Here is a 23,528-nt window from a genome sequence, read left to right on the forward strand (position 1 = left end):
ATAGGAGTTATTTCGTGATACTACTATCTTTTCTTAAGTAATTGTGTTGAATATGATTTCACAATCAGCAGGAATTAAGAGTGATTCCTTACTGTTTGCTAAATTGCAGAAGTATAGAAAAGAATTTTTTAATCTTATCTCTCGTAGAAAACAAAATGACTGACGTAAAATAGCTTCATCCCTACGTATTCCACTAATAGGTAATATTTAATGTTGTTTTTTTATATAAATTATTTGTTTGTATATTACATTTTTTTTATAAATTGCCAATTATTATTTTTTGTATTTTTATAGATGATAAAATAATTAGCTTTTAAATATATACTAAATTGCAACAATATTTGGCCTTATATATATACATGATTATATATAAACTAATAGATTGTTTTATTGATAGTCACTTATAAAATATTTACCATAAAATGAAGAAATATACTACAATAAAAGATATTGCTAAATATTTAGGTTTATCTACATCAACAGTTTCTAGAGCCTTGAATGATAGTTGGGAAATTAATAGCGAGACAAAGGCCAAAGTTCTTGAAACTGCTAAATTATTAAATTATCGCCCTAATTTAATAGCTCAAAATCTTCAACATAAAAGTTCTGGTGTTATTGGATTGGTTATACCTGAATTTACTAGCGGTTTTTTTCCTCGTATAATATTAGGAATACAAGATGTTTTGTATGAAGAGAATTATCAGTTGTTGATTACTCAGTCAAACGAATCATTAGAGAATGAATTACAAAACTTGTGTTTGTTAGAAGGTAATATGGTTGAAGGAATATTATTGTCAATTACTAGAGAGGGAAGTAATGCTGAAGAATATCGTCGTATCATAGATTCTGGCATACCAATTGTTTTTTTTAATAGGGTTTGTCCACATACAAAGGCTTCCAAAGTTATTGTAGATGATAGAAAAATGGCTTTCCAAGCTGTAGAGCATTTAATCAAGTCAGGATGTAAACGAATTATGCATTTGACTGGACCAAGGAATCTTCCGTTGACAGAAGAACGTAAGGCTGGATATCTTGATGCTCTTAAGAAGTATGAATATAAAATTGATGAAAATTATATTGTAGAGGCAGGAGTTTTAATGGAAAAAGGTGTTATGGCAATGGAAAAGTTTTTGTCGTCAGGATATAATATACCAGATGCAATTTTTGCTTTTAATGATCCTGTTGCTATAGGTGCAATGAATGTTATCAAAAAAAATAATTTACGAATTCCTGATGATATTGCTTTGGTCGGGTTTAGTGAAGATCAATTGGCATCAGTTGTTGATCCTCCATTGACATCTGTGGTGCAACCTAATTATGAAATGGGAAAAGTTGCCGCAAAGCTTTTGATTGAACAAATCAAATCGCCTTTAAAATCAAATCTCTCTTTAGTTAGATTAGATGCCACATTAAATATTAGAGCTTCATCTTCTAGGTGATATTCATTGATTGGATGAATATGTAAATCATCGGGAACGTTACCGGTAACGTTCCCGATGATTTATTTCTATAAATGCTTGTTTTACAGTGACTAAAAAAATAATATTGCATTACAGAATAATGCAAATAATAGATTTAATACTAAAAAAACATATATGAATACTTTAGATTTTATTACCATTTTACTATTTTCTATAGGAGTTTTAATAACAGGTGTTTCTTTTTCCAAAACAGGAAAAGATATGAAAAGTTTTTTTGCCGGTGGCGGTAATGTTCCGTGGGGTATGAGTGGCTTATCATTATTTATGGGATTTTTTTCTGCTGGTACTTTTGTTGTATGGGGTTCAATTGCTTATTCATTGGGATTAGTGTCAATAGTAATACAATTAACTATGGCAATAGCAGGGTTTGTTGTAGGTACTTGGATTGCACCAAGATGGCATCGTACTCATTGTTTGACAGCAGCGGAATATATAACTAATCGATATGGTGCTAATATTCAGAAGCTTTATACTTATGTATTTTTAGCTGTATCTATTTTTACTACAGGTTCATTTTTATATCCAGTTGCAAAGATTGTTGAAGTATCTGCAGGTATACCTTTAACGACTTCAATTCTGGCATTAGGTGTGTTTAGTATGATTTATGTTGCAATCGGTGGTTTACGAGGTGTGGTTGTAACAGATGTATTACAATTTGTTATATTAACAGCTGCTGTTATTATAGTTGTTCCATTATCATTTGATAAGATTGGTGGTATAGATACTTTGTTTCAGAAAGCTCCTGAAGGTTTTTTCGATGTGTTTAGAGGTGAATACACACCTGGGTTTATCTTTGCCTTTTGTATTTACAACATGTTTTTCTTAGGAGGTAATTGGGCTTATGTTCAGCGTTATACTTCTGTTAGTACTGAAAAATCAGCTAAAAAAGTAGGTTGGTTATTTGGCTCTTTATATTTAATAAGTCCTATCTTATGGATGCTGCCTCCTATGATTTATCGTATATATAATCCAGGTTTAGAGGGTCTTCAAAATGAGAATGCCTATCTGTTGATGTGTAAGGAAGCTATGCCTGATGGATTATTGGGACTTATGTTAGGTGGAATGATTTTTGCTACAGCAAGTTCATTAAATGCTACATTAAATATATCTGCTGGAGTTTTCACAAATGATATTTTTAAACGTATATATCCCAAAACTGGAGAAAAGACACTTATGAAAGTTGCCCGTATTTCAACTTTATGTTTTGGAGTATTAGCTGTAATAATAGCTTTATTGATTCAGTCAATGGGAGGTATTGTAAATGTTGTTCTTAGCGTGGCAGCATTGACAGGGGTTCCTATTTATTTACCTATTATTTGGTCATTGTTTTCAAAACGTCAAACCGCAAAATCTATTTTAAGTGTAACATTCATAAGTTTGGGTATTAATTTGTTCTTTAAGTTTATTTCGCCGGTATTGTTTAATTTATCATTAAACCGTGAGATGGAAATGTTATTAGGAACTATTACTCCTGTCCTTCTGCTTTTAATATCTGAATTGTTGTTGATAAATGTGAAAACGACAACTCAAGAATATATTTTATCTGAGGAACATAAATCATCTATTAATGTAAACGATGATGAAGAACAAGAAAATCGATTTACACGTAAAATTCTAGGTATTGGTATTTTAGTATCAGGAGTTGTTATTTTATTATTAGGGTTATTAGCGGAAAACTTGGTTATTGTTCCCGTTTCTGTCGGTGTATGTATAGCAGTATTCGGTATTTTATTGTTGAGTAAGTCTTGTAAGAAATAATTAGATTGTTTTTGTATTTGTTAAATTATAGACTATGGAATTTCAAGGATTTTTAGATAATAGAACCGTTAAAAAAGTTCAAAGGAACTACGATTTGGTAGTGGTAGGCGGAGGATTGACTGGTGTTTGTTGTGCTATTACAGCAGCACGTTCAGGTATAAAGGTTGGACTAATTCAGGATCGTCCTGTATTGGGAGGAAATGCTTCCAGTGAAGTCCGTTTGTGGGCATTGGGAGCAACCTCTCACATGGGAAATAATAACCGTTGGGCCCGTGAAGGAGGAGTAATAAATGAAATATTAGTTGAAAACACATATCGTAATAAAGAGGGAAATCCGGTATTATTTGATATGGTTTTAATGGATAAAGTTTTATCAGAGCCTAATATAACTTTATACTTGAATACAATAGTATATGATATTAAGAAGTCTTCTCCTAACAGAATCAGTGAAATCTTGGCATATAATCCATCGGTGGAAACCAAATATGAAATAAAAGGAGAAATATTTGCTGATTGTTCAGGAGATGGAATAGTCTCTTATTTGTCAGGTGCCTCTTATCGTATGGGGGCAGAAGATAAAGAAGTGTATAATGAGGGATTCTCTCCTGATAAAGAAGTATATGGAGAACTTCTAGGGCATACCATTTTCTTTTATATGAAAGATACTGGTAGTCCGGTAGAATATGTAACACCTGATTTTGCAATTAAAAATGTAGAACAATGTATTTCAAAAATATATAATCCAGAATATTTTAACATCAATCATCATGGATGTAAGTATTGGTGGATTGAATATGGTGGACGACTTGATACGATTCATGATACTGAAAAAATAAAATATGAACTATGGAAGGTAGTTTATGGTATATGGGGATATATAAAAAATTCAGGGAAATTCCCAGAAATGAAAAATTATACTTTAGAGTGGGTAGGATTGATTCCTGGTAAGCGTGAAAGTCGACGTTTTAAAGGTTTGTATACATTAACTCAGCAAGATATAATCGAACAACATGAACATTATGATGCTGTTGCATATGGAGGGTGGTCTATTGATTTGCATCCTTCAGATGGTGTTTATGCTTCAGGTAGGGCTTGTAACCAATGGCATTCGAAAGGTATTTATCAGATTCCATTTAGATGTTATGTGACTGCAGATGTTGAGAATCTTATGTTTGGTGGTAGAATAATAAGTGTTTCACATGTTGCCAATGGTTCTACTAGAGTAATGTGTACCTCTGCTCATGGGGGACAAGCAATAGGTATGGCTGCTGCATTATGTGTAAAAGAACATCGCAATCCCATAGATTATACGGATGTTGAATTAATTAAAACCTTACAAACAAAACTTATAGCTATAGGTCAGCATATTCCTTGGCTGAAAATTGAGGATAAAAATAATCTTATAAATATTGCACATATTGAAGTTAGTAGTACATTCAATTTGAAGAAGTTGGATTTTAATGGGAATTATATCACTCTAAAGGAATCTATGGCTCAATTATTTCCTATTAGAGGTAAGCTTCCAACTGTATCATTAAAAGTTTTCGCAGATGAAGAAACACGACTTCAGATTCAATTAAGGAAAAGTATTAAAGAAGGTAATTATACCCCAGAAGTGATATTAGAAAATATTGAAATATCATTAAAAAAAGGTGAACAGAAGATTAAATTGGATTTTAGTACTGAATTTAATGATGAAACTTATGTTTTTTTATGTTTCATGAAAAATCCATTGGTAAAACTTGCTGAGAGTAATACTGTTCTAACTGGTATTTTAACTGTTTTCAATCAAGTTAATATTGCTGTTTCAAATTATGGAAAACAAATGCCTCCAGAAGGTATTGGTGTAGAATCTTTTGAATTCTGGTGTCCAAAACGAAGACCTGAAGGTAAGAACTTAGCCTTGGAATTTTATTCACCTATTTATCTTTATGGAATAGAACAGTTGAAAACTTCATATTATCGTCCTTTCTTAGGAACAAATGCATGGGTTGCTGATTTTAATGATAAAACGCCAACAGTAATTTTGAAATGGAATACTCCTCAAAAGATAAATAAGATAAATTTATTTTTTGATGTAGATTATGATCATCCAATGGAAACAGTTCAATATGGCCACTATGACAATATAATGCCATATTGCGTCAAAAGATTTAGGATATATGATAAATACAATAATTTACTTTTTCAGAATGATAATAATCATCAGGGCATTTGTTCTGTAATATTGAAAAGAGTTTGCATAACTGATTATTTGAGAATAGAATTCATTTCTGATGAAGATAATTTGATTTCATTGTTAGGAATATATTGTTGTTAATTTATATTGATATTATGGAAACAGAAAAAAAATGTTTTATTAAAGCCAATCGCTTTGCTAAAGTTTATAAGACTTTGGGAGTCGTTTTCTTTAGCTTGTCTCCGTTGGTATCTTATTCTGTAGGTACTGATATGAGTACTAATACTGTAGTTCAACAAACTAGTGGAAAGATTACAGGTATTGTCTATGATGAGTATGGTGAACCTGTAATAGGAGCAAATGTAACTTTAAAAGGAACATCAAGAGGTACAATTACTGATTTAACAGGTTCTTTTGAACTTGAAGTAAGTCAAGGAGAGGTTATCATGATTAGTTTCATGGGCTATGAAACTCAAGAAATTAAGATTAAGAGTTTTTCATCTCTTTCTATCAAAATGAAACCTAGTACACAAATGTTGGATGAAGTTGTAGCTGTAGGGTATGCTGTGCAGAAAAAGGTTAATCTTACTGGAGCTGTTGAGAGTGTAAATGTTTCTGATTTATTGAATAAACCTGTTGGCATGACTTCTCAAGCATTACAAGGAGTTAGTTCTGGGTTAACAGTCACTAATTCAACAGGTAGACCAGGTGCCGGTTCTACATTAAGAATTAGAGGTATAGGGACTTTGGGAGATTCATCTCCATTGGTTTTAATAGATGGTGTTGAAGGTAATATAGATGCAATAGATCCTGCGATGATAGAAAATATATCTGTTTTGAAGGATGCATCTTCATCAGCAATATATGGTTCTCGTGCGGCTAATGGTGTAATTCTTGTAACAACCAAAAGAAGTAAAAGTAATCAGAAGTTTCAGGTAGATTATAGTTTATACACCGGTTGGCAGTCTTTTACTGAACTACCAGAGTTTACAGATGGTTACACGTATATGGAGATGCACAATGAAGCTATGAGAAATGAAGATAAACAGGAGTTGTATTCACCAGAATATTTAAAAGAATATTTGCAGAATAAGAATTCTGATCCGGATAAATATCCAGATGTTGATTGGCAAAAGTTTATGTATACAGAATCAGGCTTTCAGCAAAAACATTCTATAAGTATCAGTGGAGGAACAGAAAAGCTGATGTCTAGAGCCATGTTTATGTATAATGATCAGAATGGTATTGTTAATGGATTTAATTATAAGCAATATAATTTTAGAATTAATAATGACTATAAATTAAATAAATATATACGTTTCCGTTTTGACTTGGGTTTAAGAAGATCTACAAGTGATACTCCTGCTTTGGGCGAAGATGCAGCAAGTGGAATATTCATTGGTGTAAACAGACTTGCCCCTATATATGCTGCTAAATTATCTGATGGAAGAGTTGCTGCAAATTCATTGGGGGCAAGTTCTCCATACGGAGCATTATTTAGAGGATATAGTGAAAGTGAAACTAATCATTTTATTGGGAATTTTTCGGCTATTATTACACCTGTTGAAGATTGGAATATTAATTTATCTTATTCACCAGAGTTTACACAAACATCATCGAAAAATTTTACTAAGCCAGTTAATTATTATTCACCAGGTTTTGATGAACCTACTTACGTAGTTAATCCTACTAGTACTTTAGACCAAAAAGAAAGTAAAACAAAGAAAAATTTCTTGACAATAACATCTTCATATTCAAAGACTATAAAGAAACACGATTTGAGTCTGTTATTAGGTTTTGAACAAATAGATTATACAAATAATTGGTTGAGTGCCTATAGAGAGAATTTCACATTCCCTGATTATTCTGAGATGACATCCGGTTCATTAGAAAATATGAAAAATGATGGAAATTCCGGGTCATGGGCATTACGTTCTTATTTTGGCCGTTTCAATTATGCTTTTGCTTCAAAATATTTGTTCGAAGCTAATTTACGATATGACGGCTCTTCCCGTTTCGCGAGGAATAATCGTTGGGGAGCTTTCCCATCATTTTCTTTGGGTTGGCGTCTTTCGGAGGAAAATTTTATGAAAAAACTTGACTTTTTGTCAAATTTGAAACTACGTGCATCTTGGGGACAATTAGGAAACCAAAATATTGGTGGAAATTATCCTTATTTGTCTACCGTAAATTTGTCTAATATGGGTTATGTCTTTGGAGGTAATATAGTAAGTGGAGCGGCTATTACTACTATGCCAAATTCTACAATTACTTGGGAAACTAGTGAATCATTGAATTTTGGCTTGGATTTTGGATTTTTCAATAATAGATTGTCAGGCTCTTTTGAATATTATATTAGAAATACGAAGGACATCCTCTTACAGTTGCCAATACCGGGAAATATAGGTTTAAGTGCCAATTATCAGAATGCGGGAACTGTACGAAATCAAGGTTGGGACTTAAACTTAAGTTATCGTGATAAGATTGGTGCGGTATCTTATAGTATAGGTTTTATTTTGTCTGATGTTAAGAATGAGATAACTTCATTAAAAGATGCTGGTCCATTTATTAGTACATATACTATTAGGAAAGAAGGATATCCTATTGATGCTTACTATGGTTATGAATCAGAGGGATTGTTTAGAACTGAGGAAGAATTGGAGAATCATGCAAAACAAATTGGTAATTATGGATTAGGTGATATCAAGTATAAAGACCAATTGACAATAGATACAGATGGAGATGGTGTCCCAGATAAAGCAGATGGTGTAATAAATGCTGATGATCGTGTCGTTATGGGTTCGAATATACCAAGATATAATTATAGTATAAATTTTGGTTTGGAATATAAGGGCTTTGATTTTTCTTGTTTCTTACAGGGAGTAGGAAAAAGAGATGTCTTTTTGAATAAAAATTCTGTTTGGGCATTTTATAGTGGAGGAAAAATTCAAACATGGCAGTTGGATCGTTGGACAGAAGATAATCCTAATGCCAGTTATCCAAGATTAATTGCAAATACGAGTCATAATAATTTCCAAACTTCTGATTTTTGGATGTATAATGCCTCTTATTTACGTTTGAAAAATGCTACTATTGGTTATACTATACCTAAAAACATAATTAGTAAGATTAATATTCAAAATTTAAGGATTTATGTAACTGGTAATAATTTGTTTACTTTTCATAAAATGCCTAAAGGTATAGATCCGGAGTCACCTACTGGAGATATAAATAATTATCCATTGACAACAACTTATGCTGTTGGAGTAAATTTAACATTTTAATTAAGAGAATATGAAAAAGATATATTTTTTATTATTTATAATTTGTACTTTTACTTCATGTGCAGATTATTTGGATCGTTTTCCTACAGATAAACCTTCAAGTGAGAGTTTTTTACAGACTAAGACAGAACTGGATTTGGCAATAAATAATGCATATCGTGTTTTGTATTATTTAGGTAACAATGTATCTGAATATTTATTTTTGGATGGAGCAACAGATGCTGTGCGCATAAGAGGAAATTATGGAGGGGATATTGAGAGCATCTCTATAGGAAACCACACTCCTTCAACAGGTATATTTGGTAGTACTTGGAATCATTTTTATACTTATATTGCTAGATGCAATAGAATAGTTAATAATATAACAAAAGTTCAAGGTGCTACTGATACAGAAAGAGATGTAGCATTAAGTCAAGCTCTGTTTTTAAGAGCTTATGCTTATGGTGAACTTATAAGTCTTTTTGGAGACGTTCCTTGGGTCGTTAATGAAATAACTTCTGTAAATGATGGAATGTTACCTAGAACTGATAAGTCTGAAATATTGAGTAATATATTGGAAGATTTGAAATTTGCTGAAAAAAAATTACCTGTAAAATGGGATAGTGATAACGAAGGACGTGCCACAAGATGGGCAGCTTATGCCTTACACGCTCGTTTGGCATTACGTTTCGGATTGTATGATGAGGCCATAGCAGCTTCACAATCAGTAATAATTAATAAAAATGAAAGTGGAATAGATTTATATCCTAATTATGAGGATTTGTTTAATGTAAATGGAATAAGATGTAACGAGGTTATACTAGATATTCCTTTTCATCCGTCAATTCAATATAATTCTAACCCATTAATATTAGGTCCGAGAAATCACAATGGTTGGGCGTTAATTCAGCCTACAGTCTCATTGTTGGATTCATACTATTGTATTGATGGTTTGAGAATAGATCAGTCACCTCTTTACAATCAGGCTAAACCATACGAAAATAGAGATCCTCGTTTAAAGGCTTCTATTATTTGTGATGGGACATGGCATAAGGGGGTTAGATATGAAACTCATCCAGACAGTTTGTTAGCTTCAAAAATTGTGGGTGATAAAGAAGAAAGAATTCAGAATCAGGAAGTAACTAATGCTTATGCTTCCCATACTGGTTTTTTGTTCCGTAAATATTGTGATTATACAGTTGACGATGTGAAAAAATCAACTCTTAATTTTATATTACTCCGTTACGCTGAAGTTTTATTAACTTATGCTGAAGCCAAGCTTGAAAAAGGTGAGATTGATCAGAGTTTATACGATGCGTTAAATGCAGTAAGATTGCGTGCTGGTATGCCTGAAATAACAGAGACATCTGTTGATAAACTGCGTGAATTGATCCGTAATGAGAGAAAGATTGAATTGGCTGGTGAAGGTCTAAGACTTTTCGATATTCGTAGATGGAAAATAGCAGAGTATGTATTACCTGGAAAAATACCTGGAAGAAAAAAGAAAGAATATTGGTTTAATCCTGGAATTCCAGTGTTCGATGAATATGGTATAGGTAGATATACAAATCAAGAAACGGTATTTCAGCCATTACAAACTAGATTGTTTAATAAGGATCGTGATTATTTATGGCCAATACCACAAAAAGAAATGGATGTTAATAATAAGTTGGTACAGAATCCTAATTATTAAAATAAAATGTTGTTATACATTCAGACATGGAGATAGTTGAATCATCTTCATGTCTGAATAATTAAAAGAAATGTGTTATGATAAAAAATGTTTTAAAAGTATATTTTTTATTTTCTCTTTTGGGAGTTGTTGGATGTGCACGTAATGAAGGAAGTAATTTTCAGATGCATGATTCAAATATTATATGTAATATAAAAGGAAAAGCTTACAACTATAAACTTGATTTTAAGTTACTTTATAGTTCTGCTGACCCTGAACTAAGTGCACATCCTTCCGGAATTGAAAATGTTGCTTATAATATTCCGGTTTGGAAAACCTCAAATAAAGATATTTTAGATTATACAGAGCGTACTGATGAACAATATGGAGATGGTTTTGATGATGCAATATTGAATAAAAAGGGAAATGTTGTAACGGCAAATCTTTATTCTGTTGCTATCCAAAAAGATTTTAAGGTCAAGGAAGTAAAATCAAATAACGATACTGTTAAAATAAGTTTTGTTCCAAATGAATATGGGGATTTGTCAGCCTATATATTGTTAAACCAAGAATATCCTATTTTATCATACACATTTAATCCTAAAGTTTCAGGATATTTTTCGATTGGTTATGTAGGTAGCCCTTCATTTAATAAAAATAGTGTACAAGAAATCTGGCAACCACTTATTTGGCAAGAACGTAGATTCCCGGAAAAGCCATATATGACCTTGGCATATAGATGTCCTTTACCAACAACTTTAGTTACTAATGATAGTGTAACATTGGGTGTTGTAGCAGATAGTAAAGAATTTCCATTCAATCCACTTCCTACGGCTTCTAATAGTCGCTTTGGAATAGCTCTATGTAATTTAAATGGCGAAATGCAGCCTCAAATATTTGCACCTGTTTTAGGTGGAGCTGAGTCAAAAATGCATAGTGGTGATATTTTTACTTTTAAAGTACGTCTTTATGCTAAAGAGGGAGATTGTTCAAATGCTTATGAGGAAATAGCAAGAAATTTATATGGTTTTAAAGATTATCGTCATAATGTATTAGGTTCATTGAATCAAACATTAGACAATATGATAGATTATGGCATGAGCGCATTTAGTTTGTTTGAAGATAGTCTAAAAGGGTGCAATTATTCAACTGACGCTCCTGGAGCTGTAAAAAATGTATCAGCTTTAAATCCTTTGCAGATTTCTTATTTGGCCGGAAAAGAGGATGTTTTCAAGAAACGTGCTTATCCAATGATAGAGTATGGATTGTCGCGTGAAAAATTTTTGTTTTGTTTAAATCCTAAGCAACGTATACAATATCCTTCTCGTCGTTTGAATGGACCTTGTGCTCCAATTAGTGAATTGACCGCTTTGTATAATATTACTGGAAGAACAAATAAGTTTTTAATAGATCTTGCAAAAGAAGAATACAGTAGAGATAGAGTTCGTAATTTGGATAAGGTCGATTTTGGAGATAGATGGCAAAATGCTTTGGCTATTTATAGAGCAACAAACGAAAAAGAATGGCTTGATAAAGCATGTGTTGGTGCGGATAAGTATTTAGAAGAACGTGTAAATACTCCTCAAACTAAATTTAAGTATGGTGATGAAGAATGTTTTTTTTGGACAGGATTTACTCCAGATTGGTCAAGCTTGTTTTTATTGTATGAGCATACAGGAAATAAAAAATATTTGGAGGCGGCTCATAAGTCTCTTAGACAGTATGCTATGTTTGTTTGGCTTTGCCCTCAAATACCAAATGAAAAAGTTATTGTAAATCCAGAGGGAAAGGCTCCTCATTATGCTTATTTAAAAGGAAAAGGGTATAAAAGAATGGATGCTCCTTGTGAAGAGGTTGATGCATGGCGTCTTTCTGAAATTGGACTGACTCCAGAAAGTTCTACAACATCAACTGGACATCGTGGTATTTTTATGACTAATTACGCTCCGTGGATGTTACGTATAGGTTATCTTACTGGAGATGGGTTTTTGCAGGATATAGCTCGTTCTGCGGTGATAGGACGTTATTCCAATTTCCCTGGTTATCATATTAATACAGCTAGAACTACAGTTTATGAGAAGAAAGATTATCCTTATCATAAATATAATGAATTAAGTGTTAATTCTTTCCATTTTAATCATATTTGGCCTCACATGAATATTCTATCAGATTATTTGGTTACGGATGCTTTTGTCAAATCTGAAGGTAAGATAGATTTTCCTGCTGAATTTATTGAAGGATTTGCGTATTTACAAAGTCGTTTTTATGGCTATTTACCAGGAAAGGTATATGAAAATGATGATGTAAACTTATTTATTCCTCAACGCTTATTTAAAGAAGATACAGGTGAATTAAACTATATTTCAGGATATAATAATGAAGGTTTCTTTTTAGTCCTGTTGAATCAGAGTGCAGTGAAACAGAATAAGAAATTGGCTTTTGATAAATCTTTGTTTGTCTCTTCTTTTGATAAAACTTATGATGTTGAAGTATGGAAACAGAATAGGAAATCTTCATCAATAAAAATGAATAATGGAATAACAGAAGTAGAAGTTTTGCCACGAGGTATAACAGTATTATATTTTAAGAATCTTAAGGTAAAATCAAGTTTCCGTGAAAAGATGCAGTATAAATCCCAACCATGGAGTAAAGACTATGTTAAAGATAATGTTTCAGGACTCACAGGAGTTGCTTTACGTATTTCCAAAGATATAAATTCAGCATTTATATATCTTAATTCTGATGATAAAGGGGTTGATAAGGTACACTTGCAGTATAGTATTAATGGTCAAGAATGGAAAACAATGATTAAGAACAATTATCCGTTTGAATTTACTGTACCAATTAATGACGGAGATAATGATATTACTTTTAAAGTAAAACAAATTAAAAATGATGGTACAGCAGTTACTAGTAAAGAATTGCAGTTAAAGAAATAAAATTGGTATATGAAATTGATTTTATCTTTTTTCTTTACTTTTATTGTCTCTTGGGTATTTTCCCAAGAGACAATAGAGTTATCATCACCTAAGAAAAGTTCAAATGTAATTTTTAGTAAAATTAATGGAGAATGGAACATAAAAGTTTTTACTAGTCTCAAAGATACCGTTCAAATTGAAATGGGAACTTTTGGCAAAGGATTCTGTTTTTCTATAAATTCTAATGATGATTTGTGTATTACAACTGTTGATTTAAATAATGAGTATAATGAATATTTATTACATAAAAAAGATTTGTCAACAAAAATCAGATTAAGATTTTTTAATAATTCATTTGCTTTTAGATATGAAGACGCTTCTGACAGTGAAAAATTAATATTAGGAGAATTTTCTTCTTGGAAGTTACCAAAAACAACTTCAGTGTGGTATTTTGAACGTAAAAATGCTTGGAAATTGAAGTCTTATGCAGGGGTATGGGAGAGTTGTGATATATCGAATCTTATAGACAAATCATTTTCAGATACGCACGGGCTTCCTATTGTATTTCGTTTGCCTCGTGGTGAATACGGATTTATAACAGAAGTTGGTTTGTTTAATTATAGTGGAATGCGCCTGAAAGTTACTTCTGATAACATCTTAAAAGCTGACTTTACTGAGGCTGGTTCTGGCTTTATAATTAAAGGAAAATATAATTCTCCATGGAGAGTTATTGGTTTTGCTAAAGATTTAAATGAATTAGTTAATCAGAACATGACATGTTCTTTAGCTCCGAAACCAGATAACCGTTTATTTTCGGAAAAGTCTTATATAATTCCAGGTAAGAGTGTTTGGAGTTGGTTCAGTAAAGGGGTAGGTACACCCGATGAGGAGAAAAAAATGATTGATGATGCAGCTTTACTTAATTTCAATTATTCTACAATAGATGAAGGCTGGAGATTATGGAATGATAATTGGGCAACTATTCATGATTTGGTCTCTTATGCTCAAAATAAAGGAGTCAGACTGTTCCTGTGGCAACATTCAAAACAATTGTTGAATCCTAAAGAAGATTATAAAAATATGAGATTATTTTTAGATTCTGTAAAAAATGTTGGTGCGGCAGGTATTAAAGTTGATTTTATGGACAGTGAGGCAAAATCTGTTATTGATTTTGAAATTCGTTTATTGGAAGAGTGTGCAAAACGTTCTTTACTAGTAAACTTCCACGGTTGTCATAAACCGACGGGGGAATCCTATACTTATCCTAATGAAATAACTAGAGAAGGAATTCGGGGAATGGAATTGAATAAAATGAAAGAAGGTTTTATTCCTGCATATCATAATGCAGCATTACCTTTTACCAGATTTATTGTTGGTCATGGTGATTATACACCTTTATCTTTTACTGTTCCTGGAAGTACAACATTCGCCCATCAATTAGCTACACTTATTTGTTTTGATTCACCATTACAGGTAATAGCGGAGGATCCGGAATTATTGCTTACAAATAAATACTTGACACCGGCACTTGACTTTATTCGTACTGTACCTACTGTTTGGGATGAGGTTAGGGTTTTACCGCCAAGTGAAATTCAGAAAATAGCAATAATTGCAAAACGGAAAGGTAAAGAATGGTATATTGGAATTTTGAATGGCGAAAAGACAACAAAATGTATTAATCTGAACTTAAATGATTTTATAACAAATCTGTCAGAAAGTTATGCACTTATTGATGATGTAGCTGCTGAAAAGGTGTTATTACCTATGAACGGTCATAGAAAATCTAAGATGTCACGTTTACCGTCAGTCCCTTTTAAAAGAATAAACAAATTAAAATCTATAATTACATTAACATTGGCGCCCGAAGGTGGTGCTGTGTTTGTTCTAAAATGATTAATAAGGTGATATTTGTTTCTACATTGATAGATTTCTATAGTTGTTTGAACTTTGAAAGTAATATTTGCTAAACAAAATCTTTGTAACATTAAAAATATATTTTATGAAGAATACTTTATGTTTGAAAATATTTATATTATTTAATTTGTGTCTAACTACTGTTTTTGCTAACAAGTCCGATTTTAGTTTTTCTGGTGATTTTGTAGTATTATACAGGCATGATAATCCACAGTTGGAATTGAGAAATTTACCTGAGTGCAGATATTATGCCCCAATTTGGAAATCTATAGTTAAGACAAAAAATGTAAAAATAAAGCAAAACAAGAGTCAAGGTGGAGATGGAATAGATGAATCTATGTCTGCTTCGATGGAAGGAAAAACATTTAATTATTTTTCTGCAGGGGAAAGGTTTGAATATGTTTCAAAAGTATCTTATTGCATAAATGATACTGTATATTGGGAGTATCCACAGAAGTCAATTGGAGTCCTGAAAGTAAAGTCGTATCCGATTGATAATGGAATAATTAGCTTTGATATAAAATTTACTCCACTAAAAGAAGGATATTATTCTTTGATTTATACAGGTGCACCGGGAAAAGGTACCCAAGATATAGCTAATATTTATCAACCGTTGGTTTGGCAAAAGCAGCGGTTTCCGAAGGATTCTTATCTGTCATTGGCTTTTAGCTGTTCTTTACCTGCAACTTTTATAGAATCTGACGGTACTACATGGGGGGTTGTTGCTAGCCCTGATGAATTTCCTTTTGAACCGTTACCGACTAGATATAATAGTCGTTTTGGAGTTCTGCTCAGAGGTCTAAAGGAGAATACACTATCTCCTATGATAGCTGCTCCTGTGTTAGGCGGTGTTGAATCTTTTAGAGAAAAAGGAGAAACTTACAAATTTTGTTTTTATACTTATGTGCAGAATGAAGGTATAACTAAAACATATAAGAATGTGGCTCAAAAGATTTACGGTTTTAAGGATTATAGGAGAAATGAAATTTGTAACTTAAATTATACTATTGATAATATATCAAAATACATCCTTAGTGATTATAGTTGTTTTATTGATAGCCTTAGAGGTTGTTCGTATTCGACAGATGTACCTGGTTCAGTGAAAAATGTGAGTGCTTTACATCCTTTTGAAATAGCTATAATATCTGACGATAAAAAAATGTATGAATCAAGAGCTTTACCTATAACTGAATTTATGTTGTCACGTGAAAATTCTTTGTTCTGTTTAGATAAAAAGCAAAAGATACAGAACCCTTCCAGAAAGATGACAGGACCTTGCGCTACAATAAATGAAATGTCTATGGTTGGTTATATGACAGGAAACACGAATTCTTTTTTATTGGATTTATGTAAAAAAAAGAGAGAAAAAATGCAAACAAAATCTTGGAGTGATGACCTTGATTTATTTAGATATACAAATGATAAGAAATATTTGGAATCAGCTGTTAGTGGGGCGATAAAGTATATCAATGAGGAACTCCCTTTAGAAAATAAAAAACTTGATAAACAATTTTTTTGGACTTCATATACACCTAAATATATAAATTTATTGGAGTTGTATGAGGAAACAAAGAATAAAATATTTCTTGATGCAGCTTATAAAGGAGCATGCGAATATGCAATGTATATATGGATGTGTCCTGCAATACCTAAGTCTAAAGTATTTGTAAATGAAAATGGTAAGGCACCACATTATTGGTATCTAAAATCCAAAGGAATTCCACAGCAAGAAGCTAAAGAAGAATATGTTGATGCTTGGCGTCTGTCGGAAATTGGATTGTTGGCTGAAAGCTCTACAACTAGTATCGGGCATCGTGCTGTTTTTATGGCTCATCATGCTCCATACATGTATCGTATAGCACATTATACCGGTGATACTTTTTTGAAGGATATAGCTAGGTCTGCAGTCGTTGGACGATACTGTAATTTCCCAGGTTATCATATAAACACTAAAAGAACAACAGCCTATGAGAAAGTGGATTTTCCATTGAGACCATGGGATGAATTAAGTGTAAGTTCTTTCCATTATAATCATCCAATGCCTATGGTTTCTATGCTATATGATTTCTTAATTACGGATTTTTGGCATAAATCAGACGAAAAGATTTTTTTTCCTAGTGTTTATGCAGAAGGTTATGCCTATTTGCAAACAAAGATATATGGTGTAAAGAAGGGAAGTTTTTATAAATATGACAATGTTTCTCTTTGGATTCCAAATGGATTGGTTAAAGGAGCTGATAAAGAACTGAATTATTTGTCAGCAATGGATGAAAATAATTTTTATATTGCCTTTTCGAACCAAAGCAATGAGAATATAGGATCTCGCATTAGTTTTGATACTAATAGAGTTGAGATATTTAATAATAACTCTTATACATACGAAGAATATAAAAATGGTAAATATATCCGTACAGGTATATTGAGAGATGGATTTCTTGACATTAATGTTGAACCTCATGGACTTACAGCATATGTAATTAAAAACGTTAAGAAGAATTTAGAGTTTCAAAATGTGTTTTCTGAGAAATCCGAGAAGAAATGGAATACCTACTATGAAGGCAAAATAGGTGGACTCAGAGCAATGGTTTTAGATTTTGGGAAGAACCTTAAAAATCTGTATATATATTTACAAGATGATGATTCTACGATTGAAAAGGTATGTCTGAATATGAAAAAAGATAATATAGAATTAAATGAAATAGATAATAACTTTCCATACGAATTTTCATTTCCGATAGAACAATCAATGGATAAAATTGATTTTGAGATGGTTATTCATAGAAAAAATGGAAAGGTGGAAAGGGAAAATGTACAACTAGAAAAATAAAATTTACTATTTGAATTATGAAAAGAAGATTTTATATATTTATCGTGTCATTATTTGTTTTTTCTAATATAATTTATGCGGACAAATTATACGTAGAAGCAGAAAGTTTTAATGATAATGGTGGTTGGGTTGTTGATCAACAATTTATGGATATAATGGGATCTCCTTATTTGATGGCTCATGGAATGGGGGAAAAGGTAAATGATGCCAATACGATAGTAGATTTCCCGTCTACAGGATTATATCATGTTTTTATCCGTACGTTCAATTGGACATCTCCATGGTTCTCAGGAAAGGGGCCAGGTGGATATCGTTTAAAAGTAGCTGATAAAAGGCTTTCAGTTGTAGGAAATATTGGAGAAAAATGGGAGTGGCAATATGCTGGGAAAGTAAAGATTAATAATATTCGTACTAAGTTGTCATTAGAAGATATATTGGGGTTTAATGGGCGTTGTGATGCTATTTATTTTACAAAAGATGAAAATGATGTTCCGCCTGAAGATGTGCAGGAATTGAAGGCTTTCAAAGAAAATGTTCAACCAAATAATTCAGAATCAGCAAAGTATAATTTTGATTTTGTGGTTGTAGGAGGTGGCGTTGCAGGGATTTGTGCTGCAGTCTCTGCCGCCAGACTCGGTTGTAAAGTAGCGCTGATCAATGATCGTCCAGTGTTAGGTGGTAACAATAGCTCTGAAGTAAGAGTGCATTTAGGAGGTAGAATAGAGGTCGGTCCTTATAATAATTTAGGAAACTTAATCAAAGAATTTGGACCAACAAGATTTGGTAATGCTAAACCTGGATTTTATTATGAGGATGAAAAGAAAGATTCTATAATAAATAATGAAAAAAATATAACAATGTTTGCTAATATTCGTGTTGTAGAAGTTAAAAAGCAAGGCAATCATATTGTAAGTGTCATAGGGGAACATATTAGAACTGGAGTAAAGACAGAATTTTACGCACCTTTATTCTCTGATTGTACGGGAGATGGAACTGTTGGTTACCTTTCAGGTGCTCACTATGCCATGGGAAGAGAAGGCTATAATGAATATTTTGAAGAATCTGCTCCTGAGTTACCGGATAGTTTGACTATGGGGGCATCAGTGCAATGGTATTCACAACTTTCAGATAAAAGAACGAAATTCCCATTGTTTAAATATGGAATAAATTTCAATAATGAAAATTGTGAAAAAGTAACTATGGGCGAGTGGACATGGGAGACAGGAATGAATTACAATCAGATTAATGATTTTGAGAGAATAAGAGATTATGGATTAATGGTAGTTTTTTCTAATTGGAGTTTTTTAAAGAATGAATTAAAAGATAATGATAAATATTTGAAAAGAAAATTAGGTTGGGTTGCATATATTTCAGGTAAACGTGAGTCTAGACGTTTGCTAGGAGATTATATTCTTAAGGAAAGCGATTTAAGGAAAAGTGTAATTCATGAAGATGCAACAGCTTCTACCACTTGGTCTATTGATTTACATTATCCAGATCCTGCTAACAGTAAGAATTTTCCAAATACTGAGTTTAAATCAATAGCTAAACATATTGCAATTCATTATTATCCAGTTCCATACCGTTGCTTATATTCTCGTAATATCGAAAATTTATTTATGGCTGGTCGTAATATTAGTGTTACCCATGTGGCGTTAGGAACAACACGTGTAATGAGAACTACCGGTATGTTGGGGGAAGTTGTTGGTATGGCTGCATATTTGTGTAAAAAAAATAATGTCTTACCCCGTGGTATATATTGGCAATATCTTGATGAATTGAAGACTTTAATGAAAGAGGGGATCGGAAGAAAGAATTTAAAAAACAACCAAAAGTATAATGAAGGTAAAACATTAGGTGAACTACCTGTAAAATAAAATTCTGTTATGAGATTATTTATAAGTTTAGTTATAGCTGTTTTGTGCCCAATAATATCTTCGTCACAAATTAAATCTGGAGTAAAGTGGTTTGATGCAAGAAACAACATCATAAACGCTCATGGAGGAAATATTCTTTATTATGGAGGGGTATATTATTGGTATGGTGAACATAAAATAGAAGGTTTATCAGAGAAGACACATGCTGATGGAGGTGTTCATTGTTATGCGTCAAATGATTTTAATAAATGGTATGATCAAGGAATGATGATTTCATTGGACAGACCAGAAAATCAGGATTTGACTCATGAATGTAATTCTGATCGCCCTAAAGTTGTATATAACGAGAAAACCAATATGTTTATTATGTTTTTTAAATTATATTTGAGAGGAATGGGGTCGGATGTAGGTTATGTTGGTGTGGCGACATCACGTAGTCCTGTTGGTCCATTTGTTTATAGTCATAAGTTTCTTGGTGGAAATTCGGCAAATGGAACAGGAGATTTTGCCATATATAAGGATGATGATGGAGAGTTGTATCATTTTGCTGTACACAAACCAACAAAAAAAATGGTTTTCTGTAAAATGACTGACGATTACTTAATGCCAGAAGGAAATTACATTGAGTGTGAAGGTATAGTAAGGGCTACTGAAGCTCCTGCCATAATCAAGCATCAAGGAATGTATTATATGTTAGCATCCGGATCAACAGGCTGGAAGCCTAACGCAGCACGATCGTATTCTTCAAAAACATTGTCTGGGCCGTGGAAGAATCTTGGTAATCCACTATCAGGTATAAACCCTCATAATAATTTAGGACCGGAATTAAGTTATGGAGGACAGTCGAATTTTATTTTTAAGTTACCCGATAAAGAAGAAGGTTTTGTGGCGATGTTTGATATAAATAAACCTGAACACCCCTTTGAAAGTTTATATATATGGTTACCATTAAAAATTGAAAATGGAAGGTTAAAAATAGAGTGGGTTGATGATTGGAACGTGTCATCTTTTGATTAGAATTATTTTATGGATATTAATATTCTAAAATGATGTAATAAATATTAATGTTATATGAGAAAATATTGTTTAGTATTATCTTTTTTAACTAGTTTCTTTTTCTTGGCTGATTTAAGAGCTAAAAGTATAACAATAATGGGAATTGGAGACTCAATAACTGAGGGTGGATCAAAATTTTATTCATATTTGGGGCCTCTCTCTGATTTATTACATTTGGCAGGTTTGGATTTTGAACTTATTGGAGAAAAACAGGTGTGTATCGGTCATTATAAATATAGACATTCAGGATATAGTGGAAAAACAGCAGAATTTATTGATGAACATGTTTCTGAGATATATCGGAATAATAAAGCCGATATTGTATTGATACATTCAGGACATAATTATTTTAGTGAAAAACATCCTGTTAAAACGATTGTTGCCGCCAATAAATCAATTATTATGAAAATATCAAAAATAAATCCTAAAGTACAAATCTTTGTTGCAGGGGTAATTAATAGTGGAAAACTTCCGAAGTATAGTTATATTGATGATTTAAATAAGGAAATCAAAAGTATGATTGATGATTTAGGGTATGAGAATGTGGCTTTTGTTGATCTTAGTGATGGTTTTGACTGGCATATCCATACTGTTTCAGATAAAGTACATCCTAATTTATTGGGAGCACATGTAATGGCTTGTAATTGGTTTAAAGCGATAACCCCATATTTTTATAAAAAATAATTATATTAAGTTAGTATGCGTAATTTTTTTCTGAACTATAGATTATTGATTAGCCTATTGTCTATAATGACATGCTTTTTATCATTAAATGCTGGAGCACTGAAGATAGCAAGTATTTTTACTGATAATATGGTACTCCAAAGAGGAAAATATATAAGGATATTTGGTAATGCTACTTCGGGAGAGATTGTTTATGTTTCTTTGGGAACTAATAAGTCAATAGCTAATGTTGATGTAAATGGTAGGTGGGTAGCTTATTTGAATCCAGAGGAAGCTGATGATAATCCTCGTAATCTTATTATTGAGTGTAATAATGAGAAAATAATATTAAACAATATTTTAATTGGAGATGTATGGTTGGCAAGCGGTCAGTCAAATATGCAGATGAAAATAGCTAATATTGACAGTTTAGAGAAGAAGAAAATTATATCTACTAATGATAATTTATTAAGATATTATCAAGTAGCACATGTTGTAAGCGGTGGAAAAATAAATAAATCTTCTGATATATCTTGGACTTCATTGTATAACGGTAATTGTATTGATTGGTCTGCTGTTGCAGTAAATTTTGCTTTGGAAATGCGTAAACAATTAAAGGTGCCTATAGGAATAATTTGTGTAGCTCAAGGTAGTTCCAATATAGAATCATGGATAGGAAGAAATTATTCTAAAATTGATAAAATAAAAAGTCATTTTCAGAAAGATCTAGAAGATGTTAATATCCAGTCTAATTATAAAAATGCTCATAGGCTTTATGATTCTATGTTATCAAAGGTGTCTGGGTATACAATTAAAGGAATTATATGGTATCAAGGAGAAGCAAATGCAAAAAGTGGAATAGCCAAAGATTATGGATGTCTACTGTCTTCTCTTATTGAAAATTGGAGGGAAACGTGGAGTGATGAAAGAATGATTTTTGGTGTTGTTCAATTACCAAATTATAATTATAAAGAGTCTATGTCATCTACTGAACACTCCTGGGCAGTTCTAAGGCAACAACAAAAAGACGTTTGTGATTCAATGCGTAATACTGTAATGGCTGTCAGCGCAGATTTAGGTGAAAATAATAATATTCACCCAAAGAAAAAAAATGAAGTCTCTAAAAGGTTATGTTATGAAATTCTTAATGCATTTTATGGGAAAAAAGAATTACCTATAAGTCCAAGATTGGGAAATCCAAAATTAAAAAATGGAAATATCGTTATTCCCATCTTGAGTACTTCTTGTGTACAAGACAAATCTTTAGTGAATGGTTTTGAGGTTAGTGCTTCGGGGTTCAACTTTAAACCTGTAAAGGCACAAATTTCTAATGGTCATGTCATTGTATATACTGAAGGAATTGATTGTAAATATATTCGATATGCATGGACTAATACCCCAGTTTTAAATATTTATGATAAAAATAACTTGCCAGCTTCTCCAGTACTGTTTAAGATTAAATAGAATCTCCTGTGTTATCTTTTTGTTATTGTTGGATAATATTAGTTTTTGAGTTTCTTTTAAATAACGAACTTTAGTTTATGAATAATTATTATTTAGTTAAACGATTTCTTTTATTAAGTATTGTGGTTATTATACCAATGGCAGCATCATCTCAGTCTGCTAATTTTGATCCGCCTATTATGGGTTGGAGTTCATGGAATACATATAGGGTAAATATAAACGAGACTCTGATAAAAAAACAGGCCGATGCCATGGTGTCACTCGGTTTTAAGGATGCAGGTTATTCATATATAAATATTGATGACGGTTTTTTCGGTTATCGTGATGACGTTGGAATGCTGCATGCGCATCCTGAGCGTTTCCCGAATGGTATGAAGGTTGTGGCAGACTATATTCATTCCTTAGGACTAAAGGCCGGAATATATTCAGAAGCCGGATCAAATACGTGTGGGTCTA

At 32.2% G+C, this 23,528-nt stretch carries 13 protein-coding genes; all 13 read left to right on the forward strand.

The window, feature by feature from the left end:
- Nucleotides 1-422 precede the first annotated feature (422 nt).
- On the forward strand, nt 423-1,439 hold the full coding sequence (locus Q0486_RS04730; protein WP_299230709.1) for a LacI family DNA-binding transcriptional regulator: 1,017 nt from the start codon (nt 423-425) through the stop codon (nt 1,437-1,439).
- A gap of 156 nt (nt 1,440-1,595) precedes the next feature.
- Nucleotides 1,596-3,239, forward strand: coding sequence for a sodium:solute symporter family protein (locus Q0486_RS04735; protein ID WP_299230711.1), 1,644 nt, complete (start codon nt 1,596-1,598; stop codon nt 3,237-3,239).
- A gap of 34 nt (nt 3,240-3,273) precedes the next feature.
- Nucleotides 3,274-5,559: an FAD-dependent oxidoreductase gene (locus Q0486_RS04740; protein ID WP_299230713.1), complete on the forward strand. Its 2,286-nt coding sequence runs from the start codon at nt 3,274-3,276 to the stop codon at nt 5,557-5,559.
- Between the two features lie 14 nt (nt 5,560-5,573).
- Complete coding sequence (locus tag Q0486_RS04745; protein ID WP_299230715.1) at nt 5,574-8,702, forward strand: TonB-dependent receptor; 3,129 nt, start codon at nt 5,574-5,576, stop codon at nt 8,700-8,702.
- A gap of 10 nt (nt 8,703-8,712) precedes the next feature.
- Entirely contained in the window at nt 8,713-10,374 is a 1,662-nt protein-coding gene (locus Q0486_RS04750) for a RagB/SusD family nutrient uptake outer membrane protein (RefSeq protein ID WP_299230717.1), read from the forward strand.
- A gap of 77 nt (nt 10,375-10,451) precedes the next feature.
- Nucleotides 10,452-13,292 carry a hypothetical protein gene (locus Q0486_RS04755; protein ID WP_299230719.1) on the forward strand — a complete coding sequence of 947 codons (2,841 nt, stop codon included), beginning with the start codon at nt 10,452-10,454 and terminating at the stop codon, nt 13,290-13,292.
- Nucleotides 13,293-13,301: 9 nt separating this feature from the next.
- Complete coding sequence (locus tag Q0486_RS04760) at nt 13,302-15,164, forward strand: glycoside hydrolase family 97 catalytic domain-containing protein (protein ID WP_299230721.1); 1,863 nt, start codon at nt 13,302-13,304, stop codon at nt 15,162-15,164.
- A 106-nt stretch (nt 15,165-15,270) separates the two neighbouring features.
- Nucleotides 15,271-18,012, forward strand: a complete 2,742-nt coding sequence (locus tag Q0486_RS04765) for a hypothetical protein (RefSeq protein ID WP_299230724.1) — start codon at nt 15,271-15,273, stop codon at nt 18,010-18,012.
- Nucleotides 18,013-18,029: 17 nt separating this feature from the next.
- Nucleotides 18,030-19,889 carry an FAD-dependent oxidoreductase gene (locus Q0486_RS04770; RefSeq protein ID WP_299230726.1) on the forward strand — a complete coding sequence of 620 codons (1,860 nt, stop codon included), beginning with the start codon at nt 18,030-18,032 and terminating at the stop codon, nt 19,887-19,889.
- A 42-nt stretch (nt 19,890-19,931) separates the two neighbouring features.
- Nucleotides 19,932-20,906 carry a family 43 glycosylhydrolase gene (locus Q0486_RS04775; RefSeq protein WP_299230729.1) on the forward strand — a complete coding sequence of 325 codons (975 nt, stop codon included), beginning with the start codon at nt 19,932-19,934 and terminating at the stop codon, nt 20,904-20,906.
- A gap of 54 nt (nt 20,907-20,960) precedes the next feature.
- Complete coding sequence (locus tag Q0486_RS04780; RefSeq protein WP_299230731.1) at nt 20,961-21,629, forward strand: GDSL-type esterase/lipase family protein; 669 nt, start codon at nt 20,961-20,963, stop codon at nt 21,627-21,629.
- Nucleotides 21,630-21,644: 15 nt separating this feature from the next.
- Entirely contained in the window at nt 21,645-23,072 is a 1,428-nt protein-coding gene (locus Q0486_RS04785) for a sialate O-acetylesterase (protein ID WP_299230733.1), read from the forward strand.
- Nucleotides 23,073-23,209: 137 nt separating this feature from the next.
- Nucleotides 23,210-23,528, forward strand: a 319-nt coding sequence (locus tag Q0486_RS04790) for an alpha-galactosidase (RefSeq protein ID WP_299230736.1), incomplete at its 3' end; no start/stop codon positions are given.

The organism is uncultured Bacteroides sp., assembly GCF_937912035.1.
In the GTDB taxonomy this organism is placed as follows: domain Bacteria; phylum Bacteroidota; class Bacteroidia; order Bacteroidales; family Bacteroidaceae; genus Phocaeicola.